This is a genomic window from Bacillus sp. AC266 (genome assembly GCF_979253805.1).
In genome coordinates, this window is the sequence record NZ_CEEDEC010000002.1 from 1 (window position 1) to 17443 (window position 17443).

At 38.0% G+C, this 17443-nt stretch carries 14 protein-coding genes and 14 tRNA genes; 22 read left to right on the top strand and 6 right to left on the bottom strand.

Annotated elements, in window-relative coordinates; translation table 11 throughout:
- The first annotated feature begins 2 nt into the window (after positions 1-2).
- From AC0IXC_RS07385 to glgP, 20 genes are all read left to right on the top strand, one after another.
- Positions 3-75: transfer RNA gene (locus AC0IXC_RS07385), tRNA-Ala, on the top strand.
- 20 nt (positions 76-95) lie between these two features.
- A tRNA-Met gene (locus AC0IXC_RS07390) sits at positions 96-172 on the top strand.
- Between the two features lie 4 nt (positions 173-176).
- A tRNA-Ile gene (locus AC0IXC_RS07395) sits at positions 177-253 on the top strand.
- 17 nt (positions 254-270) lie between these two features.
- Positions 271-363: transfer RNA gene (locus tag AC0IXC_RS07400), tRNA-Ser, on the top strand.
- Positions 364-390: 27 nt separating this feature from the next.
- A tRNA-Met gene (locus AC0IXC_RS07405) sits at positions 391-467 on the top strand.
- A gap of 3 nt (positions 468-470) precedes the next feature.
- A tRNA-Asp gene (locus AC0IXC_RS07410) sits at positions 471-546 on the top strand.
- A 15-nt stretch (positions 547-561) separates the two neighbouring features.
- Positions 562-637, top strand: a tRNA-Phe gene (locus tag AC0IXC_RS07415).
- 14 nt (positions 638-651) lie between these two features.
- Positions 652-727, top strand: a tRNA-Thr gene (locus tag AC0IXC_RS07420).
- Positions 728-737: 10 nt separating this feature from the next.
- A tRNA-Lys gene (locus AC0IXC_RS07425) sits at positions 738-813 on the top strand.
- 13 nt (positions 814-826) lie between these two features.
- Positions 827-897, top strand: a tRNA-Gly gene (locus AC0IXC_RS07430).
- A 6-nt stretch (positions 898-903) separates the two neighbouring features.
- Positions 904-980, top strand: a tRNA-Ile gene (locus AC0IXC_RS07435).
- A gap of 7 nt (positions 981-987) precedes the next feature.
- A tRNA-Asn gene (locus tag AC0IXC_RS07440) sits at positions 988-1062 on the top strand.
- 6 nt (positions 1063-1068) lie between these two features.
- Positions 1069-1159: transfer RNA gene (locus AC0IXC_RS07445), tRNA-Ser, on the top strand.
- Between the two features lie 6 nt (positions 1160-1165).
- Positions 1166-1237, top strand: a tRNA-Glu gene (locus AC0IXC_RS07450).
- Positions 1238-1699: 462 nt separating this feature from the next.
- Positions 1700-2644: an L-lactate dehydrogenase gene (locus tag AC0IXC_RS07455; protein ID WP_002089250.1), complete on the top strand. Its 945-nt coding sequence runs from the start codon at positions 1700-1702 to the stop codon at positions 2642-2644.
- A 633-nt stretch (positions 2645-3277) separates the two neighbouring features.
- The gene (gene glgB, locus AC0IXC_RS07460) at positions 3278-5215 is read left to right on the top strand and encodes a 1,4-alpha-glucan branching protein GlgB (protein WP_078205273.1); all 1938 of its coding nucleotides are present in this window, start codon (positions 3278-3280) and stop codon (positions 5213-5215) included.
- Complete coding sequence (gene glgC / locus AC0IXC_RS07465; RefSeq protein WP_002129671.1) at positions 5163-6293, top strand: glucose-1-phosphate adenylyltransferase; 1131 nt, start codon at positions 5163-5165, stop codon at positions 6291-6293. The genes glgB and glgC overlap by 53 nt, the downstream gene beginning before the upstream one ends.
- An 18-nt stretch (positions 6294-6311) precedes the next feature.
- On the top strand, positions 6312-7346 hold the full coding sequence (gene glgD, locus AC0IXC_RS07470; RefSeq protein ID WP_215590306.1) for a glucose-1-phosphate adenylyltransferase subunit GlgD: 1035 nt from the start codon (positions 6312-6314) through the stop codon (positions 7344-7346).
- Between the two features lie 113 nt (positions 7347-7459).
- Positions 7460-8890: a glycogen synthase GlgA gene (gene glgA / locus AC0IXC_RS07475; protein ID WP_002203738.1), complete on the top strand. Its 1431-nt coding sequence runs from the start codon at positions 7460-7462 to the stop codon at positions 8888-8890.
- A gap of 18 nt (positions 8891-8908) precedes the next feature.
- Entirely contained in the window at positions 8909-11317 is a 2409-nt protein-coding gene (gene glgP / locus AC0IXC_RS07480; protein ID WP_215590305.1) for a glycogen phosphorylase, read from the top strand.
- A gap of 157 nt (positions 11318-11474) precedes the next feature.
- Here the strand turns inward: glgP and AC0IXC_RS07485 are convergent, their stop codons facing one another.
- Complete coding sequence (locus AC0IXC_RS07485) at positions 11475-11609, bottom strand: hypothetical protein (protein WP_000911070.1); 135 nt, start codon at positions 11607-11609, stop codon at positions 11475-11477.
- A gap of 76 nt (positions 11610-11685) precedes the next feature.
- A complete protein-coding gene (locus tag AC0IXC_RS07490; RefSeq protein WP_002034520.1) occupies positions 11686-12408 on the bottom strand; it encodes a lipase family protein in 723 nt (240 codons plus the stop codon).
- Positions 12409-12550: 142 nt separating this feature from the next.
- On the opposite strand from AC0IXC_RS07490, the gene AC0IXC_RS07495 reads away from it, so the two are divergent.
- Complete coding sequence (locus AC0IXC_RS07495) at positions 12551-13321, top strand: MerR family transcriptional regulator (protein WP_002015805.1); 771 nt, start codon at positions 12551-12553, stop codon at positions 13319-13321.
- Positions 13322-13504: 183 nt separating this feature from the next.
- On the opposite strand, the gene AC0IXC_RS07500 is transcribed toward AC0IXC_RS07495, so the two are convergent.
- Positions 13505-13654 carry a hypothetical protein gene (locus AC0IXC_RS07500; RefSeq protein WP_000521653.1) on the bottom strand — a complete coding sequence of 50 codons (150 nt, stop codon included), beginning with the start codon at positions 13652-13654 and terminating at the stop codon, positions 13505-13507.
- A 417-nt stretch (positions 13655-14071) separates the two neighbouring features.
- A complete protein-coding gene (locus tag AC0IXC_RS07505) occupies positions 14072-14854 on the bottom strand; it encodes a TIGR00266 family protein (RefSeq protein WP_215590304.1) in 783 nt (260 codons plus the stop codon).
- Positions 14855-15175: 321 nt separating this feature from the next.
- Here AC0IXC_RS07505 and cspD point away from each other — a divergent pair, with 321 nt between their 5' ends.
- Positions 15176-15376, top strand: coding sequence for a cold-shock protein CspD (gene cspD, locus AC0IXC_RS07510; RefSeq protein WP_001193051.1), 201 nt, complete (start codon positions 15176-15178; stop codon positions 15374-15376).
- 43 nt (positions 15377-15419) lie between these two features.
- Here cspD and AC0IXC_RS07515 read toward each other — a convergent pair whose 3' ends face one another.
- Positions 15420-16151 (bottom strand): yteA family sporulation protein, encoded by a 732-nt coding sequence (locus AC0IXC_RS07515; protein WP_002034523.1) that lies wholly within the window; start codon positions 16149-16151, stop codon positions 15420-15422.
- Positions 16152-16430: 279 nt separating this feature from the next.
- Complete coding sequence (locus tag AC0IXC_RS07520) at positions 16431-17384, bottom strand: 1,4-dihydroxy-2-naphthoate polyprenyltransferase (protein WP_002015811.1); 954 nt, start codon at positions 17382-17384, stop codon at positions 16431-16433.
- Positions 17385-17443 lie beyond the last annotated feature (59 nt).

Sequence of the window (17443 nt, forward strand, 5' to 3'; positions counted from 1 at the left end):
ATGGGGCCTTAGCTCAGCTGGGAGAGCGCCTGCCTTGCACGCAGGAGGTCAGCGGTTCGATCCCGCTAGGCTCCACTTATTTGAATATAACTTATGGCGGTGTAGCTCAGCTGGCTAGAGCGTACGGTTCATACCCGTGAGGTCGGGGGTTCGATCCCCTCCGCCGCTACCATAAAGGACCTTTAGCTCAGCTGGTTAGAGCAGACGGCTCATAACCGTCCGGTCGTAGGTTCGAGTCCTACAAGGTCCACCACTCAAAGTTCATATCTCGGAGGTATACCCAAGTTCGGCTGAAGGGATCGGTCTTGAAAACCGACAGGCGGCGAGAGTCGCGCGGGGGTTCGAATCCCTCTACCTCCTCCATTTTTTCTAAATTAAATCTTATATCATCGCGGGGTGGAGCAGTACGGTAGCTCGTCGGGCTCATAACCCGAAGGTCGCAGGTTCAAATCCTGTCCCCGCAACCAAATGGTCCCGTGGTGTAGTGGTTAACATGCCTGCCTGTCACGCAGGAGATCGCCGGTTCGACCCCGGTCGGGACCGCCATTTTTTTTACATAAAGGCTCGGTAGCTCAGTCGGTAGAGCAGAGGACTGAAAATCCTCGTGTCGGCGGTTCGATTCCGTCCCGAGCCACCATTTTGAAATCGCAAGCCGGCTTAGCTCAATTGGTAGAGCAACTGACTTGTAATCAGTAGGTTGGGGGTTCAAGTCCTCTAGCCGGCACCACTTTCAAAATGAGCCATTAGCTCAGTTGGTAGAGCATCTGACTTTTAATCAGAGGGTCGAAGGTTCGAATCCTTCATGGCTCACCATTTTTAATTTAATGCGGGTGTAGTTTAGTGGTAAAACAAGAGCCTTCCAAGCTCTGGTCGAGAGTTCGATTCTCTTCACCCGCTTTTTATGGGCCTATAGCTCAGCTGGTTAGAGCGCACGCCTGATAAGCGTGAGGTCGATGGTTCGAGTCCATTTAGGCCCACCATAATTATTCCGCAGTAGCTCAGTGGTAGAGCTATCGGCTGTTAACCGATCGGTCGTAGGTTCGAGTCCTACCTGCGGAGCCATATTATAGAGAAGTACCCAAGTGGCTCAAGGGGCTCCCCTGCTAAGGGAGTAGATCGCGAACGCGGTGCGAGGGTTCGAATCCCTTCTTCTCTGCCAGATTTTGGCCCGTTGGTCAAGTGGTTAAGACACCGCCCTTTCACGGCGGTAACACGGGTTCGAATCCCGTACGGGTCATACTAAAAGAGATAGCATAATCTGCTATCTCTTTTTTGTTGTATATATGTTATCTAAAGCGGACTTTTAGTAGTCTGCTTTAGATAACATATATAGATAGAAGAAGCTGTCTCTAAATAGGTAATCTATTGGAGACAGCTTCTTTATGGTGTTATCCTTGTCGAAACGTCGATATAACCAAAGTTGTGTTCGATATAATTTCACTTACCAAGAAAACTTTAAGAAAAAACCTTTCACAATCTAAAGAAAACGCCTCCATTGAGATGAATTTCACCCGCATTCTAACAACTTTACACTCTATGTGAAAAAGTTCACAAATAGGTCATAATTTGTGAAGGAATTCACAATAATCCGTGCTACAATATGTATGTAAAGAAGTTAAACAACATTAAATTAGTATTTTAATTAATTACTTAAACAATAATAAAAAATAGATGTAAACAATTGAAAGGGGAAATTAACATGAAAAAAGGTATCAATCGCGTAGTATTAGTAGGAACAGGAGCTGTAGGTTGCAGTTACGCTTACTCAATGATCAACCAAGGTGTAGCTGAAGAATTCGTACTAGTAGATGTTAATGAAGCAAAAGCAGAAGGAGAAGCAATGGACTTAAGCCATGCGGTACCATTCTCTCCAGCACCAACAAAAGTTTGGAGCGGTAGCTATGCAGATTGTAAAGATGCAGATTTAGTAGTTATCACTGCTGGATTACCACAAAAGCCAGGCGAAACTCGTTTAGACTTAGTTGAGAAAAATACAAAGATCTTTAAACAAATTGTTCGTGGTATTATGGATAGCGGATTCGATGGAATCTTCTTAATCGCAACTAACCCAGTTGATATTTTAACTTACGTAACTTGGAAAGAATCTGGTTTACCGAAAGAGCGCGTAATCGGTTCTGGTACTACTTTAGACTCTGCTCGTTTCCGTTACATGTTAGGTGACTACTTAGATGTAGATCCACGTAACGTTCATGCTTACATCGTTGGTGAGCATGGTGACACTGAGCTTCCAGTATGGAGCCACGCTACTGTAGGTGTACAAAAACTAGAAACAATCTTAGCGAACAACGAACAGTATAACCAAGAAGATTTAGATAAAATCTTTGAAAATGTACGCGATGCAGCTTACCACATTATTGAGCGTAAAGGCGCAACTTACTACGGAATCGGTATGTCACTACTTCGTGTAACTAAAGCGATCTTAAGCAACGAGAACAGCGTATTAACTGTATCTGCATACCTTGAAGGCCAATATGGTGAGAAAGATGCTTACGTAGGTGTTCCAGCTGTTATTAACCGCGAAGGTGTACGTGAAATCGTAGAACTTGAATTAAACGAAGAAGAAAAAGTGAAGTTCGCTCATTCTGTAAAAGTATTAAAAGAAACAATGGCACCAGTACTATAATAATTGCTAAATAATTCAGAGGCGGGAAACTGCTTCCTACCTCTGAGTTTTTATATAATTTAATATAAATTCCTTTTCCGGTTTCCCTTGTATATCCCCAATATACCCCTTTTGCTGGAGAAGGGTCGTTTATAGAAAAAGCACTCTATTTTTGAATAGAGTGCTTTTGTGCGTTATCCCACTATTTGCGAGCAGAGTTTCACCTTATTCTTTAGGAGTTAACCTTGTGGCGATTTTTCCAAAACGGCATTCATCTCCCGCATACTCATTAGATATTCCTTGAGGTGGGAGTTTTCCGTCGGGAAGTGATAAAATTTGGGACAAAAAATGTTGAGAAATATTTTTAAACAATAGATTATTTCGCATGTATTTTACGTGGAAAGAGCGTGAAATACAGAGAAAAACCAATAAAATAAATATTGAGCAACAATGAAAGGTGAGAAATAGTAAGGGGAATAAAGCGTTTGCAATGAATATTCGTCAAAATTCGATAATTTACACGGAAAATGTGAATATTTTAAGTGAAATTTAAGAAAAAAACGAATATTTTTTAAAAAATAACAAGGATATTTCAGTTTTTCGCAGAAATGATAAAGAGTAAAAAATTTCTGTCATCTTAGTGAGGTGAACATATTGGATGTAATAAATTGTGAAGAAGTGAAACGAGATGAGTTTCATACAGAAAAGTACTATGACAGTTATAACATCTTTGGCGCACATATTGTGACGGAAGATGGGATGCGAGGTGTACGATTCACAGTATGGGCTCCTCATGCGAAAGCAATGAGTGTTGTTGGGGATTTTAATGAATGGGATTATGAGCAACATAAGATGCTACAAGTGACAGAAGAGGGGATTTGGTCCTTGTTTGTACCGCATATTGAAGAGAATGATATATATAAGTATGCGATTGAAACGATGGACGGTGACGTTATTTTAAAAGCGGATCCTTATGCAGTATATGCAGAAGTAAGACCAAATACGGCATCTGTAGTTTTTGATATAGAGGGATATGAATGGAATGATAAAAACTGGATTCGTAAGAGAAAGAAAAAATCGATTTATAAAGAAGCGATGACAGTTTATGAATTACATTTCGGTTCTTGGAAAAAGAAAGAGGATGGCGCTCTGTATTCTTACAGAGAAATGGCCGAGGAGCTCATTCCGTATGTGGTGGAACATCAATTTACACATATTGAAATTATGCCGCTTGTTGAGCATCCATATGATCGTTCTTGGGGATATCAAGGAACAGGATATTATGCGGCGACAAGTAGATTCGGCACGCCACATGATTTGATGTATTTTGTCGATGAATGTCATAAATATGGAATCGGTGTCATTTTAGATTGGGTACCGGGGCATTTTTGTAAAGATGCTCACGGTTTATATTTGTTTGATGGGACACCGACTTATGAATATAAAGATAGAGACGTACAAGAAAACCTGGTATGGGGAACTGTTAATTTTGATTTAGGGAAGAGAGAAGTACGTAATTTCTTAATTTCAAATGCGTTATTTTGGATGAGGCATTTCCATATTGATGGTTTCAGGGTAGATGCAGTTGCGAATATGCTGTACTGGAATAAAGAAGGAAAAGAGCAAAGCAATGAACATGCTGTTTCTTTCTTACGAGAGTTAAATGAAGCCGTGTTTGCAGAAGATGAAGAGTTTCTTATGACAGCGGAAGATTCAACAGCTTGGCCACTTGTAACAGCTCCAACATACGAGGGTGGACTTGGATTCAATTATAAATGGAATATGGGTTGGATGAATGATGTGCTGAAATATATGGAATGTGCGCCAGAGTACCGGAAATACATTCATGAGAAAATGACATTCTCTTTAATATATGCTCACTCTGAAAACTTCATATTGCCGCTTTCTCATGATGAAGTCGTTCATGGGAAAAAGTCGTTATTAAATAAAATGCCGGGAGATTACTGGGATAAGTTTGCTCAGCTTCGTTTATTATATGGATATTTCTTTACTCATCCAGGTAAGAAATTACTCTTTATGGGTGGAGAATTCGGGCAATTTGATGAGTGGAAAGACCTTGAAGATTTAGATTGGAATTTACATGATTTTGAAATGCATCGTAATATGCATGATTACTTTAAAGAGCTCATAGCATTGTATAAGCGCTCAAAACCACTTTGGCAGTTAGATCACTCGCCTGAAGGATTTCAGTGGATTGATGCTAATAATAATGAGCAAAGTATTTTCTCGTTTATCCGCCAAGGGGATAAGCAGGAAGATGCGTTAGTTGTCGTATGTAATTTTACGAAAGCTACATATGAAAACTATAAAGTAGGTGTACCAGATTTCGAGTACTATAACGAAATTTTAAACAGTGACTCGGCGCAATATGGCGGATCGGGGCAAGTTAATAAGAAACGTCTCAAGACGATTCTAGAGCCATATCATAATCAAGCGGCACATGTAGAAATTACAATTCCACCATTTGGCGTATCCATATTACGACCAGTGAAGACGAGAAAGGGGAGCAAAAAACAAGATGGCTCAAAAACAAAAGTGCGTAGCAATGTTACTAGCAGGGGGAAAAGGTAGTCGTTTAAGTGCATTAACAAAAAATTTAGCCAAGCCAGCTGTTCCATTTGGTGGTAAATATCGCATTATTGATTTTACGTTAAGTAACTGTGCAAACTCCGGTATTGAAACGGTGGGGATTTTAACACAATATCAACCGTTAGAACTTCATAATTATATTGGAATCGGAAATGCTTGGGATCTTGATCGTGTAAACGGTGGAGTCACTGTGTTACCTCCTTATGCGGAGTCTTCAGGTGTGAAGTGGTATACAGGTACGGCAAGTGCTATTTATCAAAACTTAAACTATTTAAGTCAGTATGAACCAGAATATGTCCTTATTTTATCAGGCGATCATATTTATAAAATGGATTACAGCAAAATGCTAGATTACCATATTGAGAAAGAAGCGGACGTTTCGATTTCTGTTATTGAAGTGCCGTGGGATGAAGCAAGTCGCTTTGGCATCATGAATACAAATGAAGAGATGGAAGTTGTTGAATTTGAGGAGAAACCGCAATTTCCAAGAAGTAATCTTGCATCAATGGGAATTTATATTTTTAACTGGGCTATTTTAAAAGAATATTTAGAGATGGATGCAAGAAACCCTGAATCTAGTAATGACTTCGGAAAAGATGTACTTCCGCTTTTATTAGATGAAGGGAAGAAGTTGATGGCGTATCCGTTTGAAGGATATTGGAAAGATGTTGGAACGGTGAAAAGCTTATGGGAAGCGAATATGGATTTACTTCGCGATGAAACATCGTTGAACTTGAACGATCGTAATTGGCGCATTTATTCTGTAAATCCAAACGAGCCACCTCAATATATTGCAGAAAAGGCAAAAGTAGAAGAGTCACTTATTAATGAAGGGTGCGTCATTGAAGGGGACGTGAAGCATTCTGTTTTATTCCAAGGAGTGACGGTGGAAGAAGGTAGTATGGTAATCGATTCTGTCGTTATGCCGGGGGCAAAGATTGGTAAAAACGTTGTGATTGAAAGAGCGATCGTTGGATCGGAAATGGTTATTGAAGATGGGACAATAATTCGTCCAGAAAAAAATGTTGATGATGTAGTACTAATTGCTGAAGGAAAATAGAAAAGGGGGATGAAATGAATGGGAGAAAAAATGTTAGGAATTATTAATGCAACGGGAAGTTTTCCTTCCTTAAAGAAAGTAACAGGGCATCGTTCATTAGCGGCGTTACCGTTTGGAGGCCGTTATCGCCTCATTGATTTCATGCTTTCAAATATGGTGAATTCTAATATTCATAGCGTGGCGGTTTTTACAAGTCATAAAAATCGTTCTTTAATGGATCATGTCGGTTCAGGAAAACAGTGGGATTTAGATAGAAAGCGTGATGGACTGTTTTTATTCCCACCGAACTGCCAATGTGATCATGACGAATTTGGATCTTTTGCACATTTTAGAAGACATATTGATTATTTTCTAAGAAGCAGAGAAGAATATGTTGTTATTACGAATAGCCATCTTGTAACAGCGTTAAACTTTCAAGCGGTGTTAGGGCGACATATACATACGTCTGCAGATATTACTGAAGTTTGTCATGAAGGGGTTTCGCTTCAAACATATGTGTTAAAGAAACAATTATTGCTAGACTTATTTGAGACATATAAAGATGTAGAGCAATACAGTTTATTTGATGTAGTGAGAGAAAAGAGCGGGAAATCACTGCATATTACTACGTACGAACATACAGGATATGTAGCTATTATTGATTCTATTGAAAGTTACTATAAACATAGCCTAGAAATTTTGCAGCCTTCTATTTGGAAGCAATTATTTAAGAAAGAAGCACCAATCTTTACGAAAGTAAAAGATGAGCCACCAACTCGTTATGTGAAGGGTGCAGTAGTGAAAAATACGATGATTGCAAACGGCAGTATTATTGAGGGTGAAGTAGAAAATAGTGTTGTCTCCCGTTCTGTTAAAATTGGAAAAGGTTCAATTGTTCGTAATAGTATTATTATGCAAAAGAGCCAAATTGGAGATAATTGCATAATAGACGGTGTTATTATTGATAAAGACGTGAAAATTGGTGACGGTGTTGTACTAAAAGGAAACGCCGATGAGCCATATGTTGTAGAAAAAGGAAGCATTCAAAACAGTACGATTAATAGTTATTCTTAAAAGAATCAGTGGGGGTTTTTCCTCCACTGATTAAAGCATTCATTCAAATGAAAACTCGAAGGGAGGAAGCTGCAAGGGAAGTTGTATAAGCTTTTCGTGCAGTGGGACAACAAGTGAATATTTTATTTGCAGTATCAGAATGTGTACCATTTGTTAAATCGGGAGGATTAGCTGATGTAGCAGGTGCGCTCCCAAAAGAGCTAAAAAAATTAGGCGTGGACGTTCGCATTATACTTCCAAATTATAGTCTTATTCCGCAAAAATTAAGGGATGGATGTACGTTACATAAAGTAATTAACGTCCCGCTTGGGTGGAGAAATCAATATTGCGGAATTTTAAAAGGTGAGCAAGACGGGATTACGTATTACTTAATAGATAATGAATATTATTTTAAGAGAGATTCTCTATATGGTCATTATGATGACGGAGAGCGTTTTTCTTATTTTTCGAAAGCAGTTTTAGAGTGTATTCCGCATCTTGATTTCGAAGTGGATGTTCTTCATAGCCACGATTGGCATACAGCTATGGTGAATTTCTTACTGCGTGAAAAGTATCAAGATAATCCATTATATGAGCATATTAAAACGGTGTATACGATTCATAACTTGCAGTTCCAAGGTGTATTTCCTCCTGAAGTGATGTACGACTTGTTAGAACTTGGTGATGAATATTTTCATAGTGAGCAGCTAGAGTTTTATGGAAATGTGAACTTTATGAAGGGCGGAATTATCGCTTCTGATCAAATTACAGCAGTTAGCCCGACATACAAAGAGGAAATTCAATATGAGTTTTTCGGTGAGAAGTTAGATGGGTTGTTACGAAAAAATAATGGTAAGCTTAGCGGCATCGTAAATGGAATTGATACGAGCGTATATAATCCAGAAACAGATTCGTATATTACTGCTCAGTATGATGCAGAGTCATTAGAGGAAAAGAATGAAAATAAACGCGCCTTGCAGCGTTATTTTGGTTTGCCAGAAAAAGAAGATACACCAATTATTTCGATGGTAACGAGATTAACGAAGCAAAAAGGTCTTGATTTAGTACGTACTGTATTCCGCGAAATAATGGAGGAAGATGTGCAATGTATTATTTTAGGATCAGGTGATTCTGAATATGAACAATTCTTTGAGTGGATGGCATACGAGTATCCTGAGAAGGTAAAAGTGTATATCGGATTTAATGAAGAACTAGCCCACCAAGTGTATGCGGGAAGTGATTTATTCTTAATGCCATCACTATTTGAACCGTGTGGACTTGGACAACTTATCGCATTAGCGTACGGTACAATTCCGATTGTAAGAGAGACAGGCGGATTAAATGATACTGTACAATCTTATGACGAAGAAACTGGAGAAGGAAATGGTTTCAGTTTCACGAACTTTAATGCGCATGACATGTTGCACACGGTTCTTCGTGCGATTGAATTTTATCATGATAAACCGGTATGGGAGCAGCTTGTAAAACAAGCGATGACTGAAGATTATAGCTGGGAGAAATCAGCTCTTGCCTATAAGAAATTGTATAAAAGTCTCATGGAATAACATGTAGGTGGTGAAGAAATGTTTACTCATGTTGAAAGTTTCAAATCAGCTTTTCTAGAAAAGTTAGAGACGATGTATGGTAAAAGTTTTAAAGACTCTACAACTCGTGATCAATACAATACGCTTGGGTACATGGTACGTGAGTATATGAATAGTCAATGGATTGCAACGAACGAAAGTTATCGGTCTGGAGAGCAAAAGCAAATGTATTACTTATCCATTGAGTTTTTACTTGGGCGTTTGCTTGGAAGTAACATATTAAATTTAGGCATCAGGGATGTATGTGAACAAGGACTTTCTGAGCTTGGGATTTCTTTGCAACAATTAGAAGAGGTGGAAGCAGATGCAGGTCTTGGAAATGGTGGACTTGGACGATTAGCAGCCTGTTTCCTTGATTCACTTGCATCTTTAAACTTACCAGGTCATGGCTGTGGAATTCGTTACAAACACGGCTTATTTGATCAAAAAATTGTTGATGGTTATCAAGTTGAATTTCCAGAACAGTGGCTTCTTCATGAAAACGTATGGGAAGTAAGAAGGCATGATCAAGCTGTAGAAGTAAGTTATTTCGGCAATGTTGAACCGCTATACATTGATGGGCGTTTAGAGTTCAGGCATACGAATGCAGAAGTGATTATGGCAGTACCATATGACGTTCCAGTAGTAGGTTATGAGACGAGTACTGTAAATACACTCAGACTTTGGAATGCTGAACCAGTTCCTTTCCCGCAAAATTGCAAAGATATTTTGAAATATAAGCGTGAAACAGAGGCTGTATCGGAGTTTTTATATCCAGATGATACGCATGATGAGGGGAAAATACTTCGTTTGAAGCAACAGTATTTCCTCGTATCAGCAAGTTTGCAAAATATCGTTCGTATGCATAGAGAAAGATATGGTGACCTTCGTCAATTACATGAGAAAATTGCGATTCACATTAATGATACACATCCAGTTTTGGCGATTCCAGAACTAATGCGTATTTTATTAGATGAAGAAAAACTAGCATGGGAAGAAGCATGGCACATAACGACACAAACGATTTCTTATACGAATCATACGACGTTATCAGAAGCGCTTGAGAAGTGGCCAATTCACATTTTTAAACCGTTATTACCGAGAATTTATATGATTATTGAAGAGATTAATGAACGTTTCTGTCATGAACTTTGGGAACGTTATCCATATGAATGGCATCGTATTGAAGAGATGGCGATTATTGCGCATGATCTTGTGAAAATGGCTCATTTAGCAATTGTCGGTAGCCATAGCGTAAATGGTGTAGCAAAAATTCATACGGAAATTTTAAAGCAACGTGAAATGCGATTGTTTTATGAGTTTTATCCAGATAAGTTTAATAATAAAACGAATGGAATCGCTCATAGACGTTGGTTAATGAAGGCGAATCCGCAGCTGACAAACCTGATTTCAGAGGCGATTGGAACAGAGTGGAAGAAAGAACCGATTAAGCTTCAAGCGCTGCAAACAGTTCAACACGATGCGAGTTTCCAAGAGAAATTTGCAGAGGTAAAACAAGAGCGTAAAGAGATTTTAGCGGAGCGTATTCATAATAAAATGGGGATTATAATTGATCCTAATTCTATTTTTGATGTGCAAGTAAAAAGACTACATGCTTACAAACGACAACTATTAAACGTTCTTCATATTTTATATTTGTATAACCGTTTGAAAGAGGATGCTAGTTTTACATTTTATCCGCGTACTTTTATCTTTGGAGCGAAAGCATCACCTGGCTATTACTATGCGAAAAAAATTATTAAATTAATCAATGAACTCGCAAGGAAAGTAAATAATGATCCGTACGTAAGCCAATATATGAAAGTTATCTTTCTAGAAAACTATCGAGTGTCTTTAGCGGAAGATATATTCCCAGCTGCGGATGTGAGTGAGCAAATTTCAACTGCGAGTAAAGAAGCATCAGGAACAGGGAATATGAAATTTATGATGAATGGTGCGATTACACTCGGAACGTTAGACGGAGCTAATGTTGAAATAAAAGACCGGGTCGGTGATGATAACTGTTTCATTTTTGGTTTAACAGCGGAAGAGGTTCTTCATTACTATCAAAATGGTGGATATCGTGCAAGTGATTATTATCACCACAATATGCATATTAAAAAAGTAGTAGATCAGTTAACGAATGGTTTCTTTGCACATTCGGGAGCTGAATTTGAAGCGATTTATGATTCTCTCGTAATTCAAAATGATGAATACTTCGTTCTGCGAGATTTTGGTCCATATGCGGAAAGGCAAGAAGCTGTTGGTAGAGCGTATGAAAACCGGACGAAGTGGCTAGAAATGTCGATTTTAAATATTGCACAGTCTGGTCATTTTGCGAGTGATCGAACGATTTTACAGTATAGTAATGAGATTTGGAGTATTGGTAATGCGGTTACACAGTATTAAGTGAAAGTCCCTTTTGAAGGGACTTTTATTCATGGAGACAAAGTGTAAAAATGAATAATACGTATAGGGACGCTAAAGTGTATTCACTTTTAAAAGAGGAATATAATCACTTAAAAAACCGAGCTTAATCTCATTAAGCTCGGTTTTCTTTTTTTGCTTAAGAAAGAAATGGGATAGCGGTATATATGATACCTGTTCCATCATATTCTCCCGTCGCAAAGTATGAAAATGTAAAGAAACCTGTAAACGTAAAAATTACAATGAGAAAAAGTGCAAAGATAAATTTTAGCATGTAAGGTCCCCTCATCCAAAAATAACTTCATATATTATTATAGTATAAGGATATAGGGTTTCCAATCATTACCTGGTTAAAAATGAGAAGTCAGACATGTTTTGTATGTTGTCATGGCATGATTATTTGTAATAGATTTTGTGTTTTTTGTAAAAGTCATGTTGTGATGAACATGTGCATATTCCCAGTCTTGTTCATTAAAATGGACATTGCGCGGAGGGAGAAGAGGAACGACATCAAATAAATTAACAAAGCGAAAGCTACTAGCTACTTGTAGTTTATAATAATTACGAAATACAATATCGCCCACTTTGGGAGAGGCAAATGTATAAAGACCGTACTGTGCGAAGGCGGTGTTGATACGCGCATCGAGTATATGTAGTGTGGCGAGCGCGCCGCCTAAGCTATGGCCTGTTGCAAGAAGTTTCTTATGGGCTGGTAATGACACGAGCATATCCATAATAGAATCCCGGCAAGATTCATAAATTGAAAGAAAGCCGTTATGAACATTTCCGCTATTTAAAGCGTATGGGTATGGTCTTTGGTTGACGAGTGAATCGATAATCCAATCTGTATCTGTTTGTGTGCCTCTAAAAGCTACAATAATCGTATCTTCAGATTCTAATATGAACCCAAACCATTCCATCGTTTGAATCGCTTTTCCTTGAAAGCCTTGTACATATTGGAATCCATCAGGTATTTCAAAAATCCCATTTTGTTTATATTGTTCATACGTTAACTCACAACAAGATGCTAACAATATGGCAGTATCTTTATCAAAGGATAAAGGAGTACGCATCAAGCAAGCCCTCCTTAAGAAAAGGTATAGTTCAATATATGCAGTGAGGGACTTGATTCATTCTTTTTTGAAAAAAGGCTTGAACCTACAGTTACGTGAGGGAGTATGATTTTTGTAAACATATTGTTAGGAGGAGTGTAGGATGAGCAAAAAGGAAGGGTATTCAATTGGTGAGTTTTCAAAGAGAACAGGTATATCAATAAGGACACTACAGTATTACGATGAACTTGGCCTGCTTAAACCTGAAAAAAATATAAGTTCAGGACACCGTGTATATAAAGATAGAGATATATTAGCGCTCCAAAAAATAGTGAGTCTTAAAGTATTAGGATATAGTTTAGAAGAAATTCGTGTCATGCTCAATGTGAAAAGTTTGAATATAAGCTTAAAAGAAACATTACAAAATCAAAGAGTAGCCTTTGAAGAAAAGAAAAAACAACTTGAAGTTTCGATAAAGGCGATTGAACGAACAATGGTATACCTTGAGGAAGATGAAGAGGTAGATAGTAACATATTAATGAGCTTAATTAATAGTATCCAAAAAGAAAATGAACAACGTTTATGGCTTGAAGAATATGTATCAAAAGAAGTGGCTGATGGATTATATAATAAGCCGGAAGAAGAGGACATAGCACTTGATAAAGAGTTTATGCGTTTAGCAAAAGAAGTGAAAAGGTTATTTGGAAGACAAATTGAAGATTCAGAAGTGCAAAAATTGGTTGATGAACATATGAAAGCGACTCTTAAGTATGTCGGTGAAGAGACAATGTATTCTCTAGGTAAATTAGAGAATGTAGAAGAACAATATAATAATACGATGCCTTCTCCTTATACAGAGGAAGAAGAGTTATGGCTTAATGAAGCGATGGAATGTTATATGGTTAAAAATGGTTTGTATAGTCCACCTAAATAAAAAAGCCGATTTCAATCTCAAGGAATCGACTTTTTTAGTTATACTTAATGAACTAACGCATGCGTTAGTTCATTAAGTAAGAGGTTTGAAAAATAGCCTGTATATATTTGAACGATGAATAACTTACCTATTTTCTTGTGTTTGTTTGCACCATATACAGAAAATTAGGGAAAATGTAACGTGTTATTTATCTGTTTGTTTTTGCTTTTTTTTCAAATACTCCGCACGCAATTTTTCAAGTTGCTGCTTTTTATCAAATTTGGCAGGCGTCTGTTTTTCATGAAACTTTGCCACAGCTACCTGACTTTTGTAATCCAATTGATATTTTCCCACTTTGTTCACCTACTTTTCTTGTCTTTAAAGAGAATCTATTCAACCAATATAATATACCTTATTTTACTGAAGTAAACCTTATTAATTTTTTACTTATATCTATCTTAATCCAAATATTACCTTATTAAACTAACCTGCCCGTTAGCTTAAGGCAGATTTTATCTAAATAATGCGAGGTGAACCAAAATGGAGAAAAAACGAGGACAGCATTATGTCTGGACATATTATCTAACCTCATGGACTGATGATTTGGAAAATTCATTTCGGAATTTTTCACCTAGTATGCGTAACTCCTCAACCAACGTGTTGTTGTTTGTAGACGTAAATTAAAACACCCTTTCATGCAGTACTATGAAAGGGTGTTTTAATTTTATTCATTCTCTTAAGTTGATGGCTAAGGCCCCAGAAGGACACTATTTATTCTTTCCCATCTAAAAGGCGACCAAGTCCGCCTAAAACGCTGCCTTCACCGCTGCTTTGAGCTGCTGGGCTTGTAAGGCGTGCTGCTAAGCGGCTAAGTGTTAAGGACTGAATCCAAACCGTTCCAGGACCTTCTAGCGTTGCGAAGAATAAACCTTCGCCGCCAAATAGAGCTGTTTTTACTTTTCCAACGAATTGAACATCGTAGTTAACATCTTTCGTCATTGCAACGAGACAACCTGTATCAATGCGAAGTTTCTCGCCAGGTTTTAATTCGCGCTTATATACAGTTCCGCCTGCATGCATGAAAGCTAGACCATCACCTTCAAGTTTCTGCATGATGAAACCTTCACCACCGAAGAAACCAGTTCCTATTTTTTTAGTAAACTCAATTCCGATAGAAACACCTTTTGCGGCACAAAGAAATGCATCTTTTTGGCAGACTACTTTTCCTTGATATTCTGTTAAATCAACAGGAATAATTTTTCCAGGATAAGGAGCGGCGAATGATACGTGTCGTTTGCCATGACCTGTATTTGTAAATACAGTCATAAACATACTTTCACCCGTAACGAGACGTTTACCTGCGCCCATTAATTTACCGAATAGACCACTAGATGGTCCAGAACCATCACCGAAAATCGTTTCCATTTCGATATGATCTTCCATCATCATCATTGCGCCAGCCTCTGCGACAACGCTTTCTTCTGGATCCAATTCAATTTCAACAAACTGCATATCATCGCCATATAACTTATACTCGATTTCATGTGCTTGCATTTTTTCACCTCATCATATGTAGTAATTATATTGTACAAAAATTAAAGAAATTAGAATACTGTAGTTTTGTTAATTTTTGAATAAAAATAGAATGAGAATTTAAGGTTATACTAGGATTATAAAAAACGATGGGAAGAAAGTGTTCTCATTTGACGTTTTTGATATAGCATGATATAGTGAGAACACTATTGAGCTACATAATGTGGTACGGAAATAAAGCACGTTGTATTAAAGGCTGTAAGCTTGTTATACATTCATGTCCTTTATATCCACCTTTTCATGTGGATTCATAGTTTCATTTTTATTTAGGAGGTACATGACATGCAAACAGGTAAAGTTAAATGGTTTAACGGCGAAAAAGGTTTTGGCTTCATCGAAGTTGAAGGCGGAGAAGACGTATTCGTACATTTCTCAGCTATTCAAGGCGACGGCTTCAAAACTTTAGAAGAAGGTCAAGAAGTTTCTTTCGAAATCGTTGATGGAAACCGCGGACCACAAGCAGCTAACGTTACAAAAAACTAATTAGCTAGCGAAAAAAAGCATTCCGAATTTCGGAATGCTTTTTTTATGCTTTAGAACCAGACTCATCTGAAGATAATTCACCTTTAAAGGTTCGTTCTTCAGAGTCATCAAGCAATTGTTCATATTCTTCATGTTCTTCTGTTGCGAAAACTTGTGGGTTTTTTCCATACATATCTGTTCCAATAAAGTTTTCGAAATCCTCTACATACCCAACATTTTCTTCACTATTTACGTACATGCCATTATAGTTTTTTGAATCCTGTCTTTCTAAATCGGATGGTGTTTCTGATGTTCCGTAATTTGCGACGTCTTGCCAAGCATCTTCAGCATCGTACTCTACAGAATGATCTTCGTCGTGCTTATGAAAAGAAGAATTTAGCACCTCTTCTTCAACTGGGCGCGCCTTCATATCTAATTTATTTGTAGTGTGCTGAATACACGTTGTAGCAGTTGGCATTGCTTCTAATCTTTCAAATGGAATTTCCTCACCAGACACTTCGCAAATTCCGTACGTACCAGCTTCAATTTTTTGCAGAGCATGTTTCGTATCTTCTAACTGTTTATGCCAAAATTCGATGAGTCCGAAATCTTTCTCACGTTCGTACAATTCTGTAGCCATATCACCTGGATGGTTGTCATAGCTAGACAATTCTCCTACTGAATCACGTTCAGATGCACGGTTTTCATCTTCATGAGTTTGTATCGTTTGTTCAACTTCTTGCTGTTGTTTTTCTAGAATAGATTTAAATTGATTTATTTGTTGTGGAGTTAACATAGTCGTCCACCTTCCTACAATTCAGTTTCTTTACATAGTATGAGCGTTGAGAGTAGGAATTATGAGATGAATTTCAGCCGGGAAGTCGGTATATGAAAAAAGGAGCCGCATAAGCAGCTCCTTTCTATCCCGCTATTTGCTGGGCAGTAAAACTCCCACCTTAGAATTTGGCTGGAGCAAAGAAGTTAGGTGGGAGTCGGGCTACCCGTAAACGCCCGATTGGTGAGGGCTAATAATCAGTGGGTGATGAACAAAACCCCCACTGATTAAAGTTTCACTTTATAGGAAGTATCCAAGCAATAATCCGATTCCCATTAGGAGACCGAAAATTGTATTTGTTTTTGCTGTTGAAATCATCGCAGGTACCATTTCCATTGGAATGCTTTTGCCGATAAAGCCTTTCGTCGCTTTAAATGCTTTCGGTACACTTAAGAATACGATAAGCATCCATGGTGATACGATGTTAACGATGATTAAAGCGATTGTCCAAATGTAGGCAACGATAAACATAGAAGCAAGTACACCAACGGCTCTTTCGCGTCCAACGAGAATTGCTAACGTTTTACGACCATTTTCTTTATCACCATCTAAATCACGAATATTGTTAGATAGTAAAATTGCACCAATTAAAATGGAGCTTGGAATAGATAATAAAATCACTTCTGATGTTACTGCCCCTGTTTGGATAAAGAATGAAATACCAATAATAATGACACCCATAAATAATCCTGCTGTTAGCTCTCCAAATGGTGTGTACGCAATTGGAATGGGGCCACCAGTGTAAAGGTAAGCAACGGCCATACAAACAAGACCGATTGCAGCAAGCCACCAGCTAGAGTTCATACAAATATAAACACCTAATAGCGTTGCGATGCCTAAAAATCCGAATGCTAAGTTAAGCACGGTTTTTGGTTTAATGCCATCGCGGACGATAGCACCTCCGATTCCAACTGAACCTTCATGATCGAGTCCTCTTTTATAATCAAAGTATTCATTAAACATGTTCGTTGCTGCTTGAATGAGAAGGCAAGCAAGAAGCATCATAAAGAAAAGAGGAAGATGTATTTGATTTATACCTCCGACCTGCATTGCAAAAGCTGTTCCGATGAAAACAGGAACGAAAGCTGCTGTTAATGTATGGGGACGTAATAAACTCCACCAAATTCGCCAGCCTGTTTGTTTACTTGGCTTTGGCGCCGTAGGAGAGGAATTCGTTTCGACGTTCATTTCCATGTTGAATCCTCCTTGGTCACATATTGTACACAATTAAGTGTAGAAAAAGCATCATTTAG

What these genes read in the sequence shown, in the direction of transcription:
- cspD (WP_001193051.1), top strand. Translation starts at nt 15,176, where the DNA reads ATGCAAACAGGTAAAGTTAAATGGTTTAACGGCGAAAAAGGTTTTGGC.
- AC0IXC_RS07490 (WP_002034520.1), bottom strand. Translation starts at nt 12,408, where the DNA reads ATGCGTACTCCTTTATCCTTTGATAAAGATACTGCCATATTGTTAGCA.
- glgD (WP_215590306.1), top strand. Translation starts at nt 6,312, where the DNA reads ATGGGAGAAAAAATGTTAGGAATTATTAATGCAACGGGAAGTTTTCCT.
- AC0IXC_RS07505 (WP_215590304.1), bottom strand. Translation starts at nt 14,854, where the DNA reads ATGCAAGCACATGAAATCGAGTATAAGTTATATGGCGATGATATGCAG.
- AC0IXC_RS07485 (WP_000911070.1), bottom strand. Translation starts at nt 11,609, where the DNA reads ATGCTAAAATTTATCTTTGCACTTTTTCTCATTGTAATTTTTACGTTT.
- AC0IXC_RS07495 (WP_002015805.1), top strand. Translation starts at nt 12,551, where the DNA reads ATGAGCAAAAAGGAAGGGTATTCAATTGGTGAGTTTTCAAAGAGAACA.
- AC0IXC_RS07520 (WP_002015811.1), bottom strand. Translation starts at nt 17,384, where the DNA reads ATGGAAATGAACGTCGAAACGAATTCCTCTCCTACGGCGCCAAAGCCA.
- glgP (WP_215590305.1), top strand. Translation starts at nt 8,909, where the DNA reads ATGTTTACTCATGTTGAAAGTTTCAAATCAGCTTTTCTAGAAAAGTTA.
- AC0IXC_RS07515 (WP_002034523.1), bottom strand. Translation starts at nt 16,151, where the DNA reads ATGTTAACTCCACAACAAATAAATCAATTTAAATCTATTCTAGAAAAA.
- glgC (WP_002129671.1), top strand. Translation starts at nt 5,163, where the DNA reads ATGGCTCAAAAACAAAAGTGCGTAGCAATGTTACTAGCAGGGGGAAAA.
- AC0IXC_RS07455 (WP_002089250.1), top strand. Translation starts at nt 1,700, where the DNA reads ATGAAAAAAGGTATCAATCGCGTAGTATTAGTAGGAACAGGAGCTGTA.